Annotated in this window: 14 protein-coding genes; 10 read left to right on the forward strand and 4 right to left on the reverse strand. The window is 67.3% G+C overall.

What is annotated here, in order from left to right; all coding sequences use genetic code 11:
* Positions 1 to 6 precede the first annotated feature (6 nt).
* Positions 7 to 726 (reverse strand): SDR family NAD(P)-dependent oxidoreductase, encoded by a 720-nt coding sequence (locus AC3G88_RS27455; RefSeq protein ID WP_488894339.1) that lies wholly within the window; start codon positions 724 to 726, stop codon positions 7 to 9.
* 205 nt (positions 727 to 931) lie between these two features.
* On the opposite strand from AC3G88_RS27455, the gene AC3G88_RS27460 reads away from it, so the two are divergent.
* Positions 932 to 1,798 (forward strand): EamA family transporter, encoded by an 867-nt coding sequence (locus tag AC3G88_RS27460; protein WP_488773649.1) that lies wholly within the window; start codon positions 932 to 934, stop codon positions 1,796 to 1,798.
* Positions 1,799 to 1,833: 35 nt separating this feature from the next.
* Here the strand turns inward: AC3G88_RS27460 and AC3G88_RS27465 are convergent, their stop codons facing one another.
* A complete protein-coding gene (locus AC3G88_RS27465) occupies positions 1,834 to 2,457 on the reverse strand; it encodes a GNAT family N-acetyltransferase (RefSeq protein WP_488773650.1) in 624 nt (207 codons plus the stop codon).
* A gap of 88 nt (positions 2,458 to 2,545) precedes the next feature.
* Here AC3G88_RS27465 and AC3G88_RS27470 point away from each other — a divergent pair, with 88 nt between their 5' ends.
* The 9 genes from AC3G88_RS27470 to AC3G88_RS27510 all read left to right on the forward strand — a co-directional run bounded on the left by AC3G88_RS27470 (position 2,546) and on the right by AC3G88_RS27510 (position 14,610).
* A complete protein-coding gene (locus AC3G88_RS27470) occupies positions 2,546 to 3,031 on the forward strand; it encodes a winged helix-turn-helix transcriptional regulator (RefSeq protein WP_488773651.1) in 486 nt (161 codons plus the stop codon).
* A gap of 336 nt (positions 3,032 to 3,367) precedes the next feature.
* Positions 3,368 to 4,681, forward strand: coding sequence for an MFS transporter (locus tag AC3G88_RS27475; RefSeq protein WP_488773652.1), 1,314 nt, complete (start codon positions 3,368 to 3,370; stop codon positions 4,679 to 4,681).
* Between the two features lie 47 nt (positions 4,682 to 4,728).
* Complete coding sequence (gene nirB, locus AC3G88_RS27480) at positions 4,729 to 7,290, forward strand: nitrite reductase large subunit NirB (protein ID WP_488894340.1); 2,562 nt, start codon at positions 4,729 to 4,731, stop codon at positions 7,288 to 7,290.
* 15 nt (positions 7,291 to 7,305) lie between these two features.
* Positions 7,306 to 7,704 (forward strand): nitrite reductase small subunit NirD, encoded by a 399-nt coding sequence (gene nirD, locus AC3G88_RS27485; RefSeq protein ID WP_488773654.1) that lies wholly within the window; start codon positions 7,306 to 7,308, stop codon positions 7,702 to 7,704.
* 89 nt (positions 7,705 to 7,793) lie between these two features.
* Entirely contained in the window at positions 7,794 to 9,053 is a 1,260-nt protein-coding gene (locus AC3G88_RS27490; RefSeq protein WP_488773655.1) for an NAD(P)/FAD-dependent oxidoreductase, read from the forward strand.
* 46 nt (positions 9,054 to 9,099) lie between these two features.
* Positions 9,100 to 11,847, forward strand: a complete 2,748-nt coding sequence (locus AC3G88_RS27495) for a molybdopterin-dependent oxidoreductase (protein WP_488773656.1) — start codon at positions 9,100 to 9,102, stop codon at positions 11,845 to 11,847.
* Positions 11,848 to 11,999: 152 nt separating this feature from the next.
* A complete protein-coding gene (locus AC3G88_RS27500) occupies positions 12,000 to 12,626 on the forward strand; it encodes a helix-turn-helix transcriptional regulator (protein WP_153948046.1) in 627 nt (208 codons plus the stop codon).
* Positions 12,616 to 13,593: an ornithine cyclodeaminase family protein gene (locus AC3G88_RS27505; protein ID WP_488773657.1), complete on the forward strand. Its 978-nt coding sequence runs from the start codon at positions 12,616 to 12,618 to the stop codon at positions 13,591 to 13,593. Before AC3G88_RS27500 ends, AC3G88_RS27505 begins: the two co-directional genes overlap by 11 nt.
* A gap of 48 nt (positions 13,594 to 13,641) precedes the next feature.
* The gene (locus AC3G88_RS27510; protein WP_488773658.1) at positions 13,642 to 14,610 is read left to right on the forward strand and encodes a threo-3-hydroxy-L-aspartate ammonia-lyase; all 969 of its coding nucleotides are present in this window, start codon (positions 13,642 to 13,644) and stop codon (positions 14,608 to 14,610) included.
* A 100-nt stretch (positions 14,611 to 14,710) separates the two neighbouring features.
* On the opposite strand, the gene mdtD is transcribed toward AC3G88_RS27510, so the two are convergent.
* Positions 14,711 to 16,153, reverse strand: a complete 1,443-nt coding sequence (gene mdtD / locus AC3G88_RS27515) for a multidrug transporter subunit MdtD (RefSeq protein ID WP_488894341.1) — start codon at positions 16,151 to 16,153, stop codon at positions 14,711 to 14,713.
* Positions 16,154 to 16,249: 96 nt separating this feature from the next.
* The gene (locus AC3G88_RS27520; protein WP_488773660.1) at positions 16,250 to 18,367 is read right to left on the reverse strand and encodes a TonB-dependent receptor family protein; all 2,118 of its coding nucleotides are present in this window, start codon (positions 18,365 to 18,367) and stop codon (positions 16,250 to 16,252) included.
* Positions 18,368 to 18,572: the final 205 nt, after the last annotated feature.

Raw genomic sequence — 18,572 nt, forward strand, 5'->3', positions numbered from 1 at the left:
GGACGCTCAACTCAGGCCGTCCAGCACCAGATGCTGTCCGTGTATGGCCTCCGCCCCGTCCGATGCCAGGAATGCCACCGCCCGCGCGGCGGCGCCGGTGGATACCCACTGCGCCGGATCGGCCGACGGCATGGCGTGGCGGTTGGCGGGCGTATCGAGAATGCTGGGGGCAATGCTGTTGACGTTGATGCCCGAGCTTCTGACCTCGTGCGACAGGCTTTCCACGAGCCGCTGCAGCGCGCTCTTGGAAGCGGTATAGGCGCCCATCGCGGCCGCGCCACTGGCGGCGCCGCGCGCGGAAACGGCCACGACCTTGCCGCTGCGCTGAAACATCATGGCCGGAATGAAGTGGCCCGTGACGGCGACGAACGACCAGGCGTTCAGGTCCATCATGCGCTGCCAGGATTCGCGGCTCAAGGCGTGGGTGGGCTCGCCCATCTCGAAGCCGCCGGCCACGTGCACTAGCACGTCGACCGTGCCGAACGCGTCGAGGATGGCGGCAGCCACGGGGGCCATCGCCGTGTCGGACGTCACGTCGGCCGCATGCAGCAGCGTGCCGCCGTGGTCGGGCTCGGGGTGCGCAAACACGCTCTGCAGGTGCTGCAGGTTGTGGTCGATCAGCGCCAGCCGTGCGCCCTCTCCGGCGAACCGGCTGGCTACGGCGCGACCCAGCGCGCCGGCGGCGCCGGTAATGACGACATGACGACGGGGTGCCTTGGCTTCCATGGTGAACTCCGGCAAAAACGGTCCTTCCACCATAGTGCCTTGACCGGGACTCCGCCAGCGCCGGTCCGGGCGCTGGCTCGCATCCCGGCCCGGCGCGCCCAACTGTACAGCAAGCGGCACCGGCATCTGTGTATGGCCGCCCCGCTGATGTTCGGGCAAGATGCCGCACCGCCCCTAGCCGGGCCTACCGTACCAGGACAAGGAAGTGCCCCTCACCCGCATCAAGCAGAGCGAAACCCTGCTGGCCGTGCTGGCCCTGATCGCCTCCATGGCGTCGCTATGCGTCGGGACATCGTTTGCCAAGAGCCTGTTCGGCGCCATTGGCGCCCAGGGCACGGTTGCGCTGCGCGTCGGCTTTGCGGCGTTGATCCTGATCGCGGTCTGGCGGCCGTGGCGCTTCCCGTTGTCGGGCAAGCATGCCCGCGCCATTGCGCTATATGGGGCGGCGCTGGGAGCCACGAACCTGCTGTTCTATATGTCGCTGCGCACCATCCCGCTGGGGTTGGCGATCGCCATCGAATTCACCGGTCCACTGGCCGTTGCGGTGTTGTCGTCCCGCAAGGCCATCGATTTTCTCTGGATTGCCTGCGCTGTGGCTGGCCTTGTCCTGCTGCTGCCGCTGGGCGAGACCTCCACCCATCTCGATCCGGTGGGTATTGGCTATGCGTTGGCGGCCGGCGTGGGCTGGGCGCTCTATATTGTGTTCGGCCAGATGGCAGGCAACGCGCATGGCGGGCAGGCGACTTCGCTGGGCATGACCATGGCGGCGCTGGTGGCGCTGCCTTTCGGCCTTGGCCATGCCGGTACGCAGATCTTCAGCCCCGGGCTGCTGCTTTCCGGTCTGGCGGTCGGCCTGATGTCGAGCGCGATTCCCTATTCGCTGGAGATGGTCGCACTGAAGCGGCTGCCGCGCAGGACGTTTGGCATTCTGCTGAGTCTGGAACCGGCCATGGGTGCCCTGGCGGGCCTGGCATTCCTGCACGAACAGCTCACGGCCATCCAGTGGGTGGCCATTGCCGCCATCATCACCGCGTCGATTGGCTGTACGGCGACATCGCGCGGCAAGCACTGACCTGTCAAACCGCCCATCGTGGGCGCGAACGCGGGTTAGTTGTCCGCGAACCAGTCGCGCGGCAGCCAATGCGCGCGTTGTGGCCGGGGCGCGCGGTCCTGCGCCTCGACCAGCGACAGGCTGACCTCATGCAGAAAGGTGTCCTCCGGATTGCGACGTGCGGCAAATCCGCAATCGCGCATGATGGCAAGCATGCGCCGGTTCTCGCTCAGCACGTCGCCACGCATACCCTGCAGCCGGCTGGTCCTCGCCATCTGTTGCAGCCGTTGGATCAACCGCCGGCCCAACCCCTGCCCTTGCCAGTCGTCCGCCACCACCACGGCCAGTTCCGCCACGTTGTCGGCGTTCACCACGTATTCGGCGTTGGCGACGATCGATTCGCCACCATCCTCGCCGCGCACGGTCACCACCATGGCGGCGTCCCGCTGGGGATGGTGGGCGACAAAGCCCTGGATGATGTCATCCGTCACCCGGCCTCCGGTCAGAAACCGGTAGTAACGGCTCTCACGCGACAGGCCATCGACAAACGCGCGCAGCCCCGCCTGATCCGCCGCCCGAACCGCACGCACCGTCACCTGTTGGCCACCGCGTGCTGTCCACCGTTCTTCCGCAATCCGCGAACCCGTACTGCCGTCGCCTGCGTCGTCGCCATCGTTCATGGCCCACCCCTGACTTCATCTTCTGTAGGCAGGACTATAGTCGAAACCCTGACTTTTTCAAATGAAGTTAGAGTGCTATCCTCAAATCATGAATACGTCACTGCCGCCTCCTGTGTCGCCCGAAGCCTTCGCGCAATGCTCGATCGCGGCCACGCTATCGCTGATTGGCGAAAAGTGGACAATTCTTATCTTGCGCGACGTGTTTTCGGGCGTCCAACGTTTCGATGACTTTCTGGAGCGGCTCCAGTGCTCGCCCGCCGTGCTGTCGGCGCGGCTGAAGACGCTCACGGAAGCGGGGCTGCTGCGCAAGGTCAGCTACAAGGCGCCAGGCGAGCGCGAACGCTTTGCCTACCGCCCTACCCGTGCCGCCGTGGAGCTGCTGCCGGTGATCGTCGGCCTGATGCAGTGGGGCGATGCCCATATGAAGGCCGATGGCCAGGGGCCGGCGGAGATCCGCTCACGGGTCAACGGGCTCAAGGTGCGCGCGGCACTGATCGACGAAGCCGATCAGCCGGTCTCCCCCTCCGACATGCAGCTGATTTCCCTGCTGCCGCAGGCCGAAAAGGACGACTGACCGCAGGGGCCTGCGGCCTGCGCACGCACCGGCGCCGCACATTGCACCGCACCATAGCGGTGCGCCCGCCCAACTCTGGCGCCGCACCATGATGTGGATTAGTGCTCCATACGGCACTATTTAGGACATTCCCCCCTTCTCGAAGTCTCCAATCCACCACTTGGTGGGGCTGGCACACCGCTTGCGATAGGAAGCGTGGGCCGGTCAACGGCGATCTGCCCACCCCACACAGCACGACTGCTATCCGTAGGTAGCAGCCGTCAGGACAACGGCGTCCCCAGAACTGGCTCATCAGCGCCAGCCTCTCGGGACGCCTTTTGTTTTTGGAGCCCAAGAATGAACGGCAAAGCCACCCGGATCGATCTGCTAAGTCTGAAGACCCCGCAGATGCGCGCCTTCCACCTGACCTGGATGGCGTTCTTCGTCTGTTTCTTCGCGTGGTTTGCCTGCGCGCCGCTGATGCCGGTGCTCAAGGGCGAGTTTGGCCTGACCCCCGGCCAGATTGCCAATATCAATATCGCCGCCGTGGCCGTGACCATCCTGGTACGTCTGGTGATCGGCCCGATGTGCGACCGCTTCGGTCCGCGCAAGACGTACACCGGCCTGCTGGCCATCGGTGCGATGCCGGTGATCGGCGTGGCGTTTGCCCAGAACTACGAGACCTTCCTGTTTTTTCGCCTGCTGATCGGGGCGGTGGGCGCAAGCTTCGTCATCACGCAGTACCACACGTCGGTGATGTTCGCGCCGAACGTGGTGGGTACCGCCAATGCGGCGTCGGCCGGTTGGGGTAACGCTGGCGGCGGCGCCGCGCAGGGCGCGATGCCGCTGCTGCTGGCCGCCGTGCTGTTCCTGGGCGTGGACCACGCCATGGGCTGGCGCGTGGCGCTGATCGTGCCGGGCGTGCTGATGCTGATCATGGCCGTTGTCTACTGGCGCTTCACGCAGGACTGCCCCGAAGGCAACTTCTCGGACCTGCGCGCCCGCGGCATCGCCGTGAGCGGCGGCAAGGGCGGTGGCGGCTGGGCAAGCTTCCGTGCGGCCAGCGCCAACTACCGCGTCTGGCTGCTGTTCATCACGTACGGCGCATGCTTCGGCGTGGAAATTTTCATCCACAACGTGGCCGCCACCTACTACGTCGACCACTTCGGCCTGTCGCTGTCCGCCGCCGGCATGGCCGCCGCCAGCTTCGGCCTGCTGGCGCTGTTCGCCCGGGCGTTGGGCGGCTACGTGTCGGATCGCGTGGCCCGCCGCCGTGGCCTCGACGCGCGGTCGATCGTGCTGTTCGTCTTCATTCTGGGCGAAGGCCTGGGCCTGCTGGCGTTTGCGCATGCCGCGGGCGTGGTCACCGCCGTCGCCGCCATGCTGACGTTCGGCCTGTTCACGCACATGGCCTGCGGCGCCACCTACGCGCTGGTGCCGTTCATCGACCGCAAGGCGCTGGGCGGCGTGGCCGGGATCATCGGCGCTGGCGGCAACGTCGGCGCGGTGGCCGCGGGCTTCCTGATGAAAGGCCTGGGCGACCTGCAGCAGACGCTGACGTACCTGGGCGTGGCCGCCACGCTGGCCGCGCTGTGCGCCATCGCCGTGCGCTTCAGCGCCGAGCACAAGGCGCAGGAACAAGCCCTGTACGACAGCGCGCTGGCCAACTGATCGACGCCAACAAACCACGTTACGACTCTCCGGACAAGGAAAGCATCATGAAGATCATCATCGTCGGGCACGGCATGGTCGGCCACAAGTTCCTGGAATGCCTGGCAGAGGCCGGCGCACAAGACCTGGAAGTGACGGTGCTCTGCGAGGAGCCGCGCCCCGCCTACGATCGCGTCCACCTGTCGGAATTCTTCGCCGGCAAGTCGGCCGATGACCTGTCGCTGGTGCCGGCGGGCTTCTTCGACCAGCACAACAACATGCTGCTGCGCCTGAATGCCAGGGCCACGGCCATCGATACGGCCGCCAAGACGGTCACCACGTCTACCGGGGAGACGCTGGCCTACGACAAGCTGGTGCTGGCCACCGGCTCGTACCCGTTCGTGCCGCCGCTGCCGGGCAAGGACCGCAAGGACACCTTCGTCTACCGCACCATCGAAGACCTGAAGGCGATGCTGGAATGCGGCCGCCGCGCCAGGTCGGGCGTGGTCATCGGCGGCGGCCTGCTGGGCCTGGAGTGCGCCAAGGCGCTGCGCGACATGAACCTGGACACCCACGTGGTGGAGTTCGCCCCGCGCCTGATGGCCGTACAGGTCGACGACGGCGGCGGCCGCATGCTGCGCCAGAAGATTGAAGACCTCGGCGTGAAGGCGCACACGGGCAAGAACACCGTGGAGATCGTCGATGGCGTGGACGGCACGCACCGCATGAACTTTACCGATGGCACGCATCTGGACACCGACATGATCGTGTTCTCGGCCGGGATTCGTCCGCGCGACGAACTGGCCCGCGACAGCGGCCTGGCCATCGGCCCGCGCGGCGGCATCGTGATCGACGACAACTGCCTGACCTCGCACCCGGACATCTACGCCATCGGCGAATGCGCGCTGTGGGAGGGCAAGATCTACGGCCTGGTGGCCCCGGGCTACGATATGGCCCGCGTGGCCGCCCGCCATCTGCGGGGCGAGGCCGCCCGGTTCACCGGCGCCGACATGAGCACCAAGCTCAAGCTGATGGGCGTGGACGTAGCCAGCATCGGCGACCCGCACGGCAATGCGCCGGGCAGCCGCTCGTACCAGTTCACCGACGAGCGCAAGCAGGTCTACAAGAAGCTGGTGGTGTCCGACTGCGGCAAGTACCTGCTCGGTGGCGTGCTGGTGGGCGATGCCGCCGAGTACGGCACGCTGCTGCAGATGATGCTGAACCGCATCGAACTGCCCGAATCGCCGGAATTCCTGATCCTGCCGTCGTCGGACGGACAGGCCCGGCCGGCACTGGGTGCCGACGCGCTACCCGACACGGCCCAGATCTGCTCGTGCAACAACGTCAGCAAGGGCCAGATCTGCGCGGCCGTGACCGATGGCGCCACCAGCATCGGCGCGCTGAAGTCGTGCACCAAGGCCGGCACGGCCTGCGGCGGCTGCGTGCCACTGGTCACGCAGATCATGAAGGCGGAAATGAAGAAGCAGGGCATGGCCGTGAACAACCATGTCTGCGAGCACTTCCCGTACTCGCGCCAGGAGCTGTACCACCTGGTGCGCGTGGGCAAGATCAAGACCTTCGATGACCTGCTGGCCACGCATGGCAAGGGGCTGGGCTGCGACATCTGCAAGCCCACCGTGGGCAGCATCCTGGCATCGTGCTGGAACGAATTCGTGCTCAAGGAAGAACATGCCAGCCTGCAGGATTCGAACGACTACTTCCTGGCCAATATCCAGAAGGACGGCACGTACTCCGTGGTGCCGCGCATGCCCGGCGGCGAAGTCACGCCCGACGGCCTGATCGCCGTGGGCCAGGTGGCCAAGAAATACGGCCTGTACACCAAGATCACCGGCGGCGCGCGGGTGGACATGTTCGGCGCCCGCCTGGAAGAACTGCCGCTGATCTGGGAAGAACTGGTGGCGGCCGGGTTCGAATCCGGCCACGCCTACGGCAAGTCGCTGCGCACCGTCAAGTCGTGCGTGGGCTCCACGTGGTGCCGCTACGGCGTGGACGACTCGGTTGGCCTGGCCATCGACATCGAAAACCGCTACAAGGGCCTGCGCGCGCCGCACAAGATCAAGTTTGGCGTGTCGGGCTGCACCCGCGAGTGCGCCGAAGCCCAGGGCAAGGACGTGGGCATCATCGCCACCGAAAAGGGCTGGAACCTCTACGTCTGCGGCAACGGCGGCATGAAGCCGCGCCACGCCGAACTGCTGGCCGGCGACCTGGACCGCGACACGCTGATCCGCTACGTCGACCGCTTCCTGATGTTCTACGTGCGCACCGCCGACCGCCTGCAACGCACCAGCACCTGGCGCGACAACCTCGAAGGCGGCCTGGACTACCTGAAGGCCGTGGTCATCGACGACAAGCTGGGCATCAGCGCCGAACTGGAAGCCGACATGCAGCACGTGGTGGACACCTACGAGGACGAGTGGAAGAAGGCCATCACCGATCCGGAAACCCGCAAGCGATTCCGCCACTTCGTCAACAGCGACCTGCGCGACGACAACCTGGTCTTCCTGGAGGAACGGGGCCAGATCCGCCCCGCCACGCCGGAGGAACGGAACTTGCAGCGTTCCCGCCTGAGCCACATTCCCGTGGTCGCCGTGCCCGCAAAAGCAGCCTGACACAAGGAGAACGTGATGAGCCAAACCCACCATCCCGAAACCTGGACCGCGATTTGCACCTTGCGCGATATCGTGCCCAATACTGGTGTCTGCGCACTGGTCGACGGGCAGCAGGTGGCGGTCTTCCGCGTCGGCCGCGGCGAAGAGGTCTATGCCATCGCCAATTTCGACCCCAATTCGCAGGCCAACGTGCTGTCGCGCGGGCTGGTCGGCAGCCTCGGCGAGCGCGTGGTGGTGGCGTCGCCAATCTACAAGCACCACTTCGACCTGCGCACCGGCGAGTGCCTGGAGGCGCCCGAGCACTCTGTCAACGCCTACGCCGCGCGCGTCTATGACGGCAAGGTCTGGGTGGCGGCCTCGGTCGTCCAGCGCGAGGCCCAGGCGGGCAAGGTAGAGGAAGAAATGGCCGCCTGACCCGCAGCCCTGTCTTCGAGCACGCCCGTAGCCAACACGCCATTACGCCAACACGCCAACACGCCATTACGCAAACAGGCCCCCAGAAGATGATGTCCACGACGCCCCCCGCCTCGTCTCCCGCCACCCTGGCCAAGCCACGGCTGGTGGTGGTTGGCAATGGCATGGCCGCCATGCGCACGGTCGAGGAACTGCTGAAGCTCGCGCCGGACCTGTACGACATCACGGTGTTCGGCGCCGAGCCGCACGGCAACTACAACCGCATCCTGCTGAGCCCGGTGCTCGCCGGCGAGAAGACCGTCGACGACATCATGCTCAACACGCGCGACTGGTACGCGGAGAACGGCATCGAACTGCTGGCCGGCGACCCCGTGGTGGCCATCGACCGGCCGCGCCGCACCGTGCGCTCGGCTTCCGGCAAGGCCGTCCACTACGACCGCCTGCTGCTGGCCACGGGCTCCAGGCCGTTCATCATTCCGGTACCGGGTCATACGCTGGACGGCGTGATCGCCTTCCGCGACATCCAGGACGTGGAAACCATGCTGCACGCCGCCCGCAATCATCGCCACGCGGTGGTGATCGGCGGCGGCCTGCTGGGTCTGGAGGCCGCCAATGGCCTCATGCGGCAAGGCATGGATGTCACCGTGGTGCATCTGGCCGACAGCCTGATGGAGCGCCAGCTGGACAAACCCGCCGCCGACCTGCTCAAGCTGGCGCTCGAACGCAAGGGCCTGCGCTTTCTGCTGAGCGCCCAGACGGCCGGCATTCTTGGCCAGGACCGCGTGGCCGGCGTCCTGTTCAAGGACGGCACGCGGATTCCGGCCGACCTGGTGGTGATGACCGCCGGCGTGCGCCCCAATATCGAGCTGGCCGCCGGCGCCGGCCTGCGTTGCGAGCGCGCCATCGTGGTGGACGACACGCTGCAGACATTCGATCCACGCATCTACGCCGTGGGCGAATGCGTGCAGCACCGCAACGCCACGTTTGGCCTGGTGGCCCCGATCTGGGACCAGGCCCGCGTCTGCGCCGCGCATCTGGCCGGCGCCGGGCATCGGCGCTACGTGCAGCAGGCCACGGCCACCAAGCTCAAGGTGACGGGTGTGGACCTGTACTCGGCCGGCGATTTCATCGGTGCCGAAGGCAGCGAGGACCTCGTCCTGCGCGATCCGCGCCGCGGTGTCTACAAGCGCCTGGTCCTGCAGGACGGCCGGCTGGTCGGCGCCGTGCTGTATGGCGACGTGAAGGATGGCCCGTGGTATTTCGACCTGATCCAGTCCGGCAAGCCCGTGGCCGCGCTGCGTCAGCGCCTGCTGTTTGGCCAGGCGCAATGCGAGGCCCTGGCGGCCTGACACAAGCTCCCCGGCCCGCGCCGCCCCCGACCGAAGAGATTCTGCCGTGAACCTGTCCGATATTGCCGTGGTTGCCACCACCTCGACCAAGACGGTCTCCACCACCTGCCCCTACTGCGGCGTGGGCTGCGGCGTACGCGCCACCGCGCGCGCCGACGGCCAGGTGGAAGTGCAAGGCGATGCCGACCACGCGTCGAACCATGGCCGCCTGTGCGTCAAGGGCTCGGCGCTGGGCGACACGGTCAGCCTGGACGGCCGCCTGCTCCATCCCCAACTGCGCGATGCCGACGGATCACTGCATCGCGTGAGCTGGGACCAGGCGCTCGACAAGGTGGCCAGCGGCTTTGCCGACGTCATCGCCAGGCACGGCCCCGACGCCGTGGCCCTGTACGTGTCGGGCCAGATCCTGACCGAGGACTACTACATCGCCAACAAGCTGATGAAGGGCTTTATCGGCTCGGCCAACATCGACACCAATTCGCGGCTGTGCATGTCGTCGGCCGTGGCCGGCCACAAGCGCGCGTTTGGCGAAGACCTGGTGCCGTGCAGCTACGAAGACCTGGAACAGGCCGATCTGGTGGTGCTGGTGGGCTCGAACACGGCCTGGTGCCACCCGATCCTGTTCCAGCGCCTGACGCGCGCCAAGGAAGCGCGGCCCGACATGAAGATCGTGGCCATCGATCCGCGCCGCACCGCCACCTGCGAACTGGCCGACCTGCACCTGCCGCTGCGCCCCGGCACCGACGTACGGCTGTTCAACGGCCTGCTCGGCTACCTGGCGCGCCACGGCCACACCGACGCGGCCTTTGTCGATGCCCACACGGCCGGCCTGGAAGACGCACTGGCCGTGGCCGATGCCGACGGTTCCGATGCCGGGGATCTGACCGCCCTCGCCCGTGCCTGCAAGCTCGATCCGCAGGACCTGCAAGCGTTCTTCGCACTGTTCGCCGGTACGCAAAAGGTCATCACGGCGTTCTCGATGGGCGTGAACCAGTCGTCGGCGGGCACCGACAAGGTCAACAGCATCATCAACTGCCATCTGCTGACCGGCCGCATCGGCCGTCCGGGCATGGGTCCGTTCTCGCTGACCGGTCAGCCCAACGCCATGGGCGGGCGCGAAGTGGGCGGGCTGGCCAATATGCTGGCCGCGCACATGGAACTGGCCAACCCGGTGCATCGCGACATCGTGCAGGACTTCTGGCAGTCGCCGCACATGGCCGACAAGCCCGGCCTCAAGGCCGTGGACCTGTTCAACGCCATCGAGGCCGGCCAGGTCAAGGCCGTGTGGGTCATCGCCACCAACCCGGTGGTCAGCCTGCCCGACGCCGACCAGGCACGCCGTGCGCTGGCCAGGTGCGAACTGGTGGTGTCGTCAGACATCATCACGCATACCGATACCAATGACGCCGCGCACGTGCTGCTGCCCGCGCTGGGCTGGGGAGAGAAGGACGGCACGGTCACCAACTCCGAGCGCCGCATTTCGCGCCAGCGCGCCTTCCTGCCGCCCCCCGGCGAGGCCCGCGCCGACTGGGACATCCTGTGCGACGTGGCCCGCCGCATGGGTTTCGCCGGCTTCGACTACCAGACCCCGCACGAGATCTTCGACGAACATGCACGGCTCTCGGCCTGGCGAAACGGCGATGCCAGCGACCGCGACGCGCCGCGCATGTTCGATATTGGCGGTCTGGTCGGGCTGACCCAGGACGAATACGACGCCTTCGCGCCGGTGCAATGGCCGTACCGCGCCGCCACGCCGGGTGGTACCGAGCGCCTGTTCGAGGACGGCCGCTATGCCTTTGCCGATGGCCGCGCCCGCTTCGTGCCGACCGCGGCCCGCGCGCCGGCCCACGCGGCCGACGACGAATTCCCGCTGATCCTGAACACGGGCCGCGTGCGCGACCAGTGGCACACCATGACGCGCACCGGCAAGGCGGCGCGGCTGTCCGACCACCTGCCCGAGCCGTTTGTCGACATGCACCCGCAGGACGCCCTGCTGTGCGGCGTGGGCGAAGGCAAGCTCGCCCGCGTGACCAGCCGCTGGGGCGCCATGGTGGCCCGGGTGCGCTTTGGCGGCGGCATTGCGCGGGGCAGCGTGTTCGTGCCGATTCACTGGAACGATCAGTTCAGTTCCGATGCGCGCGTGGGTGCCGTGGTCAATCCGGTGGTCGATCCGGTCTCGGGCGAGCCCGAGTTCAAGCACACGCCGGTGCGCGTGGAGGAATTCCGAGTCTCGTGGCACGGCTTCGTGCTGAGCCGCAACGCGCTGCCGGCCGATTCGCTGACCTACTGGACGCGCATCCAGGGCAAGCAGTTTCAGCGTTACGAATTCGCCGGCCGGGAAACCGTCGCTGACCGCGCCGCCTGGGCGCGGGCGCTGCTGGGCGTGCACGACCCCGACGCGGACTGGCTTGAATACGAAGACCGCTCGGCCGGGGTCTATCACGCGGGATTCGTGGTCAACGACCGGCTGGAAGCGTGCGTCTACGTGTCCACGCGGGCCGATCTGCCGTCGCGCGCCTGGCTTTCGCAACTGTTCGGGCAGGATCGGCTGGAAGACCCCGACCGTATCGGCCTGCTGCTGGGCCAGCCGATGGAGAAAACCGCCGATGCCGGCCCCACGGTGTGCGCCTGCTTCGGCGTGGGCCGCAATACGATCTGCGACGCGGTGCGCAGGCACGATCTCAAGACGCCGGCCGACATCACCGCCTGCGTGAAGGCCGGCGGCAACTGCGGGTCGTGCGTGCCGGAACTGCGCAAGCTGCTGGCGGAGATTCGGATCACCGAAGCGGCCTGAGCGCGTTCACGAATCGGCGATACCAGCGAAATCGGCAAATGGCGCGGCAGCCCATGCGGCTCCCGCGCCATTTTCACGCCCGGTTCTTGACATTTAGTCCAGCACTATACAAACTGTCCAGCATCGAATTTCCTCTAATTCCATCGTCCGAGATGATGCAACGTACGCCCGAGCAGCGTCTGCTGCTGGACCAGCTCAAGCAGATTGCCGATGGCCTGGGCCAGACGCTGGCGCCGTTCTGCGAGGTCGTGGTGCATGACCTGCTGGAGCCTGGCCAGTCGATCCTGGCCATCCACAACAATCTGTCGGGTCGCGCCGTGGGCGATCCCACCACGGAACTGGGCGAAGCCCGCATCACGGACCCCGACTATCCGCAGGTGCTGGCCAACTACGCGAACCAGTTTGCCGATGGCCGCCTGGCCAAGAGCACGTCCATCGGCATCAAGGACAGCAGCGGCCGCTACATCGCCGCGCTGTGCATGAACGTGGACCTGACGCTGTTCCGCAGCCTGCAGATGGCCATGGGGCAGTTCGTGCAGACCGCCGCCGACGGACCCGAGGAAACGCTCGACCCCGCCAGCACCGAAGTGCTGCGCTCGCGCATCGACGCCTTCGCGGCGCGGCTGGCCACCACGCCCCGCGCGCTGAAGACCGACGAGCGGCGCGCGCTGCTGGCCGAACTCAAGGCGTCCGGCCTGCTGGAAGTGCGCCGGGCCATGGAAACCATCGCGGCACACCTAGGCGTGTCGCGCGCAACCGTCTACAGCTATGCACGCTAATTCCGCCGCGCAGTTGCTACTGCTCGACAAGCACGCCGTGGAAGCGGCGCTGGTCCCCGACGATGTCCTGGCCGCCGTGCGCGAGGCCTTTATCCTGCACAGCCATCGCGAGGGGCGCGTCTTTCCGCTGATCCGCGAAAAGCTGGCGACCGGCGGCGTGTTTGGCATCAAGGCCGGCGACGTCGGTCGGCAGAATCTGCTCGGCTTCAAGGCTGCGGGATTCTGGCCTGGCAACCGCGAACGCGGCGGCGAGCCGCACCAGGCTACCATCGTGCTGATCGATCCGGCGACCGGACGGCCCTTGTGCATGCTCGATGGCAACGCGATCACCACGGCGCGCACCGGCGCCGCCGGCGGCATCGGGCTAAAGGCCCTGGCACGCCCGGACAGCCGCCGCGTATGCGTGTTCGGCACCGGCGTACAGGCGCGCGTGCAGCTGTCGTATGCGCTGGCGCTGCTGCCATCGCTGACCGACGTGCGCTATGTCAGCGCCAGCGGCGCGCCCAGCGCCAGCTTCGAAGCCGAATTCGCCGGGCGCTGCCAGATCGCGCTGGCCACCGACCGCAATGCCGCCGTGGCCCAGAGCGATGTCGTGATCACGGCCACGACCGGTGGCGGCGCCCTGTTCGACGCCGCCGCCGTGCAACCCGGCACCCACCTGACCTGCGTGGGCGCCGACACCACCGGCAAGCGCGAACTGCCCGAAGGCGTGCTGGAACGCGCCCGCATCGTGGCCGACGACCTGCAACAGGCGCGCAGCATCGGCGAGTGCCAGTGGTCGCCCGACCTGCACTGCATCGAGATCGGCGACGTGCTGACCGGCGCCGCCACGTTCCAGCGGCAGGCCGAAGACATCACCGTATTCGACATGACCGGCCTGGCGCTGCAAGACCTGACCGTCGCCCGCTTTCTGCATGAACGGGCCGTGGCCGATGGCACCGGCACGCGCCTGGCCTGGCCCTGGTAAGCCCCTTCCCTTCCTTCCCAGACCCTGCATCCCGCACCCGATACCACCATGACGACCCTGCAACTGCCCACCTACGCCGACGTCGAGGCCGCTGCCAAGCGGCTGGAAGGCTACGCCAACCGCACCCCGGTCAACACCTCGCGCACGCTCGACGAGCGGCTTGGCGCCAAAGTGTTCTTCAAGTGCGAGAACTTCCAGCGCATGGGCGCCTTCAAGTTCCGTGGCGCGTTCAACGCGCTGTCGAAGTTCACGCCGGAGCAACGCAAGGGCGGCGTGGTCGCCTTCTCGTCGGGCAACCACGCGCAGGGCATCGCGCTGTCGGCAAAGCTGCTGGGCATGCCGGCCACCATCGTGATGCCGCAGGACGCGCCGGCGTTGAAGGTGGCCGCCACCAAGGGCTACGGCGCCACGGTGGTGATGTACGACCGCTACAAGGAAGACCGCGAGGCCATCGGCCGCGACCTGGCCGAGAAGCACGGCATGACGCTGATTCCGCCGTACGACCATCCCGATGTGATGGCCGGCCAGGGCACCGCCGCCCGGGAACTGTTCGACGAAGTGGGTCCGCTCGACGTGCTGCTGGCCCCGCTGGGCGGTGGCGGACTGCTGTCCGGCACGGCACTGGCCACGCGCGCGCTGGCGCCGCAGTGCCGGCTGTACGGCGTGGAGCCCGAGGCCGGCAACGACGGCCAGCAGTCGTTCCACAGCGGTGCGATCGTGCATATCGACACGCCCAAGACCATTGCCGACGGCGCGCAGACGCAGCACCTGGGCAACTACACGTTCCCGATCATCCGGCGCGACGTCAACGACATCCTGACCGCGTCGGACGCGCAACTGGTGGAAGCCATGCGCTTCTTCGCCGAGCGCATGAAGATGATCGTCGAGCCGACGGGCGCCCTGGGCCTGGCGGCCGCCTTGCAGATCAAGGATCAGCTCAAGGGCAAGCGCGTGGGCATCCTCATCAGCGGCGGCAACGTCGATATCTCATGGTTCTGCGAGCTGATGGGGCGTTGACGTACCGATGGCGCCGACTTGTTGCCATTTGAACGGCTGACCCTCTCCCCCGCCCCTCTCCCACAAGTGGGAGAGGGGAGAAAACCGGGGGCATTGCCTCCTACACCTCTTCCGATGGCTGCGCCCTGGCCACCACGACCTTCTCGGGATCGAGCTGCATGAAGATCCAGGCCGAGGCCGAGGTGATCAGCCCCACGCAGATGAAGGTGGCGTGGAAGGCCGGCAGCACGTCGAAGTGGTGGGAGCCGATGCCGGCCTGGAACGTGGCCAGCAGCGCGCCGGCCGAAGTCACGGCCAGGCTCATCGACAGCATCTGCACCATCGACAGCATGCTGTTGCCGCTGCTGGCGTTGACCCCGCTCAGGTCCTTGAGCGTGACGGTGTTCATGGCCGTGAACTGGACGGAATTGACCGCGCCGAAGATCGCCATCTGGACGATCACCATCGGCAGCGGCCGGTCCGGCGAGATCAGCGCGAACGACGCCATCACCAGCCCCACCAGGAACGTATTGGTGACCAGCACCTTGCGGTAGCCGAACTGCTCGATCAGCCGCGTCGCCAGCCGCTTGGACGCCATGCCGGCCACCGTCACCGGCACCATCATCAGGCCGGCATTGAACGGCGAATACCCCAGGCTGACCTGCAGCGTCAGCGGAATCAGGAACGGCATGGCGCCGTTGCCGATCCGCGCGAACAGGTTGCCCAGCAGGCCCACGCTGAAGCTATGGATGTCAAACAGCTTGAGCGGAAACAACGGCATCTTGCTGCGCCGCGCATGCAGCACGTAGGCCGACAGCGCCGCCATGCTGGCGATCAGCAGCATCAGCACCGTGGCGTGCTGGAACCCCATGCCGGCCAGCCCGTCCAGCGAAAAGGACAGCGTCACCATCGCGATGGCCAGGAACGCATAGCCCGCGATATCGAAACGTCCCATGCCCGGCAGACGCGCGTTGGGCATGTACTTCACCGTGGCAATCGCGCCCATCACACCCACCGGCACGTTGATCAGGAAGATCCAGTGCCAGGAAAACGTCTGCGTGATCCAGCCGCCCAGCGTCGGGCCGATCAGCGGCCCGATCATGCCGGGGATCGCCACGAAACTCAGCGCCTGCAGATACTGCTCGCGCGGAAACGTCCGCAGCACCGACAGCCGGCCCACCGGCAGCAGCATCGCGCCGCCCGCCCCCTGCACCACGCGGGCGGCGGACAGCATCGGCAGCGTGGGGGCCCAGGCGCACAGCAGCGACCCCAGCACGAACAGTCCGATGGCCGTCTGGAAGATCGTGCGCGTGCCGAAGCGGTCGGCCAGCCAGCCCGACGCCGGAATGATCACGGCCATCGTCAGCGAATAGGCGATGACCACCGACTGCATGCGCAGCGGGCTCTCGCCCAGGCTGCGCGCCATCGACGGCAAGGCGGTGTTGACGATCGTGGAGTCGAGCGTCTGCATGAAGAATCCCACCGCCACCACCCAAAGCATGATGCGCAGCTTGGGGTCCTGGGGCATGGCGGCGGATTCGGCGGGAGGCGTGGCGAGAGACATGGCAGCGGCACGCTGATCGTGGCTAAAACCGCCACCTTAGGCGTGTGACGCGGCGTTGGCAAGTCAGGCAGGCGCAGATCGCGCAATCCGGGGGCATCACATCGACGCGCGCAGGCCCACGAAGAACCGTCGCCCCGGCGCTGGCTCGTAGTACCTGCCGTTCGCTTCATTGACGATGACCGATCCGATGTAGTGCCGGTCGGCCACGTTGTCGATGCGCCCGAACACGTACCACTGCGTGGCGCCGGTCTTGAACGTGTAGCCGGTCTTCAGGTTGAAGACGAAATATCCCGGCGCGGCCTGCGTATTCAGATCGTCCGCGTAGACCTTGCTGTCGGCCTTGGCCTCCACGCCCACCATCCACTGGCCCCACGGCTTGTAGGTCAGCTCTGCCCCGAAGCTGTGGCGCGCCGTGCCCGGCAGCCGGTTGCCGGCCGACACGGTGGCGCCCTGCGCGTTGACGAAGGCGTCCCCGAAATAGGCATCGAGGTAGGTGTACGCGAGCCCGGCGGCCAGCCGGCGAGCCGGGCCGAATGCGCCGCGCCAGCCCAGTTCCAGCCCGCGCCGGCGTACGCCGTCCACGTTCTGGTAGACCGTGCGGCCGTTGTTGTTCGACTGCGGCACGATCTCGCTGTGGCTGTCCGCATCGAACAGTGCCGCATCGATCCGCTGGCCGTCCGATTCCCATTTCACGCCGATCTCGCCCTGCCGGCTGGTCGAGGCCTGCAACCCCAGGTTGGCGCCGACGCCGTTCGGGCCGTAGGCCACCTCGGTCAGTGTGGGCGTCTCGAAGCCGCGGCCCAGGTTGGCATAGACGTTGAGGGTCTCCGTCGCATGCCAGACCACGCCCAGCACCGGGCTCAGGTTGCGATAGGTGGACGTGCCGCTGTCGTCGGGGCTGGCCGCCGTCACATAGTGGTCGTCGATCCGCAGCCGCACCATGCTGGCGCGCAGGCCGCCCACGATTTCCCAGGCCGGATGCACGGTCCAGTTGAACTGCGCGTACGCGCCGTAGTCGGCCGCCTCGTCGGTTTCGTCGCGCCGCAGCGCGCCCTGCTGCCCGTTGTCGTTGACATAGCCGTGCCGCGCGTCGCGCATGCCGTTGACTTCAAGCCCGGCCGTCCACTGCAGCGGCAGGCCGTTGGCCGTGGTCTTGCGCGTCCAGGATAGCGCGCCGCCGCCATAGGTGCGATCCAGATCGACAATGCCGCCCGCCGAACCCGGCGCCGCCCCGCTGAAGCCCAGCCGCTGGGTCAGTTGCCGGCCACCGCCGTACAGGCGGAAGTTCAGGCTGTCGTGATCGGTCAGCTGATGTTCGACCACAACGCCGGCCTGGGTCTGTTCCACGTCCTTGCCGGTGTTGAACTGGGTGGCCGCCGCAATCGCCTGGCGGGGGTTGGCGTCGGCCTGGGCGCGCGTCAGGCCGAGCGGGTCCTCGGCCAGCGGCTGGTTGAAATAGTTGAACTGGCCCGTGATCCTGGTGCTCGTGCTGGGCTGCGCCACGACCTTGGCGTTGAGCTGGTAGCGTTTGGCCGCGCTGTGGTCGCGGTAGCCGTCGGTCTGGTAGGTCCAGGCATCGAGCGTGCCGCCCAGCCGGTCGTTGCCGCCGGCCAGCGAAACGCCTGCCTGCCACTGCCCGTCCGAGCCAAAGCCGGTCGAGGCCCGTCCGGTGAAGCCGGACTTCGGCGGGTCGGGCGTGAACACCTGCACCACCCCGCCCGACGCGTTGCCGTACATCTGGGCGAACGGCCCACGCAGTACCTCGATGCGGCTGGCATTGGCCAGGTCGAAGGTCGATGCCTGGCCCTGGCCGTCGGGCATGGTCGCCGGAATGCCGTCGATAAACAGCCGCACGCCGCGCACGCCGAAGGTCGAGCGGCTGCCAAAACCGCGCACGGCAATCTGCAAATCCTGGGAATAGTTCTGGCGGTCGCGCACGGCGATGCCGGGGCTGGTCAGGGTCAGTTCGGACAGGTTGACCAGCGGCGAGGTGGCCGTGAAGGGATCGACCGGGATGCTGTCGATGGCCGCGGGGGCGTCGAAGCGCCGTTGCTCGTTGCGGCTGGCGCTGACCACCACGTCGGGCAAGGTGGCCTCTTCCGCGGCAGCCGGCGCACCAGCCGCCAAGGCCCATGGCACCACGAGCCAGACGGCTGCGCGGGGGCGCGGAAGAATGGAACGGGCGGAAGTCTGGGTCCTGCCGGCAGCGTGCATGGGGGCGCGTCCCGAAGATAGACACCTCGCACGCGCGAATCGCGCGTGACGCCTAGTCTACCCTCAGTGGACATGCCGCCGCCGTCGGCCGGATTCCGACAGCGCCGCCCCCGGGGGGGTCGGCAGTTGGGGCCGGCTACGGTCAGTTGTTGCTGTCGACCAGCGTACGGGCGTCCACCACCTTGTCGCGGTAGGCCTCGAAGAT

It is taken from the genome of Cupriavidus sp. 86D6, from assembly GCF_057815095.1.

Coding starts and splice junctions, on each gene's coding strand:
- AC3G88_RS27455 (WP_488894339.1), bottom strand. CDS start 726: ATGGAAGCCAAGGCACCCCGTCGTCATGTCGTCATTACCGGCGCCGCC.
- AC3G88_RS27465 (WP_488773650.1), bottom strand. CDS start 2,457: ATGAACGATGGCGACGACGCAGGCGACGGCAGTACGGGTTCGCGGATT.
- AC3G88_RS27470 (WP_488773651.1), top strand. CDS start 2,546: ATGAATACGTCACTGCCGCCTCCTGTGTCGCCCGAAGCCTTCGCGCAA.
- AC3G88_RS27475 (WP_488773652.1), top strand. CDS start 3,368: ATGAACGGCAAAGCCACCCGGATCGATCTGCTAAGTCTGAAGACCCCG.
- nirB (WP_488894340.1), top strand. CDS start 4,729: ATGAAGATCATCATCGTCGGGCACGGCATGGTCGGCCACAAGTTCCTG.
- nirD (WP_488773654.1), top strand. CDS start 7,306: ATGAGCCAAACCCACCATCCCGAAACCTGGACCGCGATTTGCACCTTG.
- AC3G88_RS27490 (WP_488773655.1), top strand. CDS start 7,794: ATGATGTCCACGACGCCCCCCGCCTCGTCTCCCGCCACCCTGGCCAAG.
- AC3G88_RS27500 (WP_153948046.1), top strand. CDS start 12,000: ATGATGCAACGTACGCCCGAGCAGCGTCTGCTGCTGGACCAGCTCAAG.
- AC3G88_RS27505 (WP_488773657.1), top strand. CDS start 12,616: ATGCACGCTAATTCCGCCGCGCAGTTGCTACTGCTCGACAAGCACGCC.
- AC3G88_RS27510 (WP_488773658.1), top strand. CDS start 13,642: ATGACGACCCTGCAACTGCCCACCTACGCCGACGTCGAGGCCGCTGCC.
- mdtD (WP_488894341.1), bottom strand. CDS start 16,153: ATGTCTCTCGCCACGCCTCCCGCCGAATCCGCCGCCATGCCCCAGGAC.
- AC3G88_RS27520 (WP_488773660.1), bottom strand. CDS start 18,367: ATGCACGCTGCCGGCAGGACCCAGACTTCCGCCCGTTCCATTCTTCCG.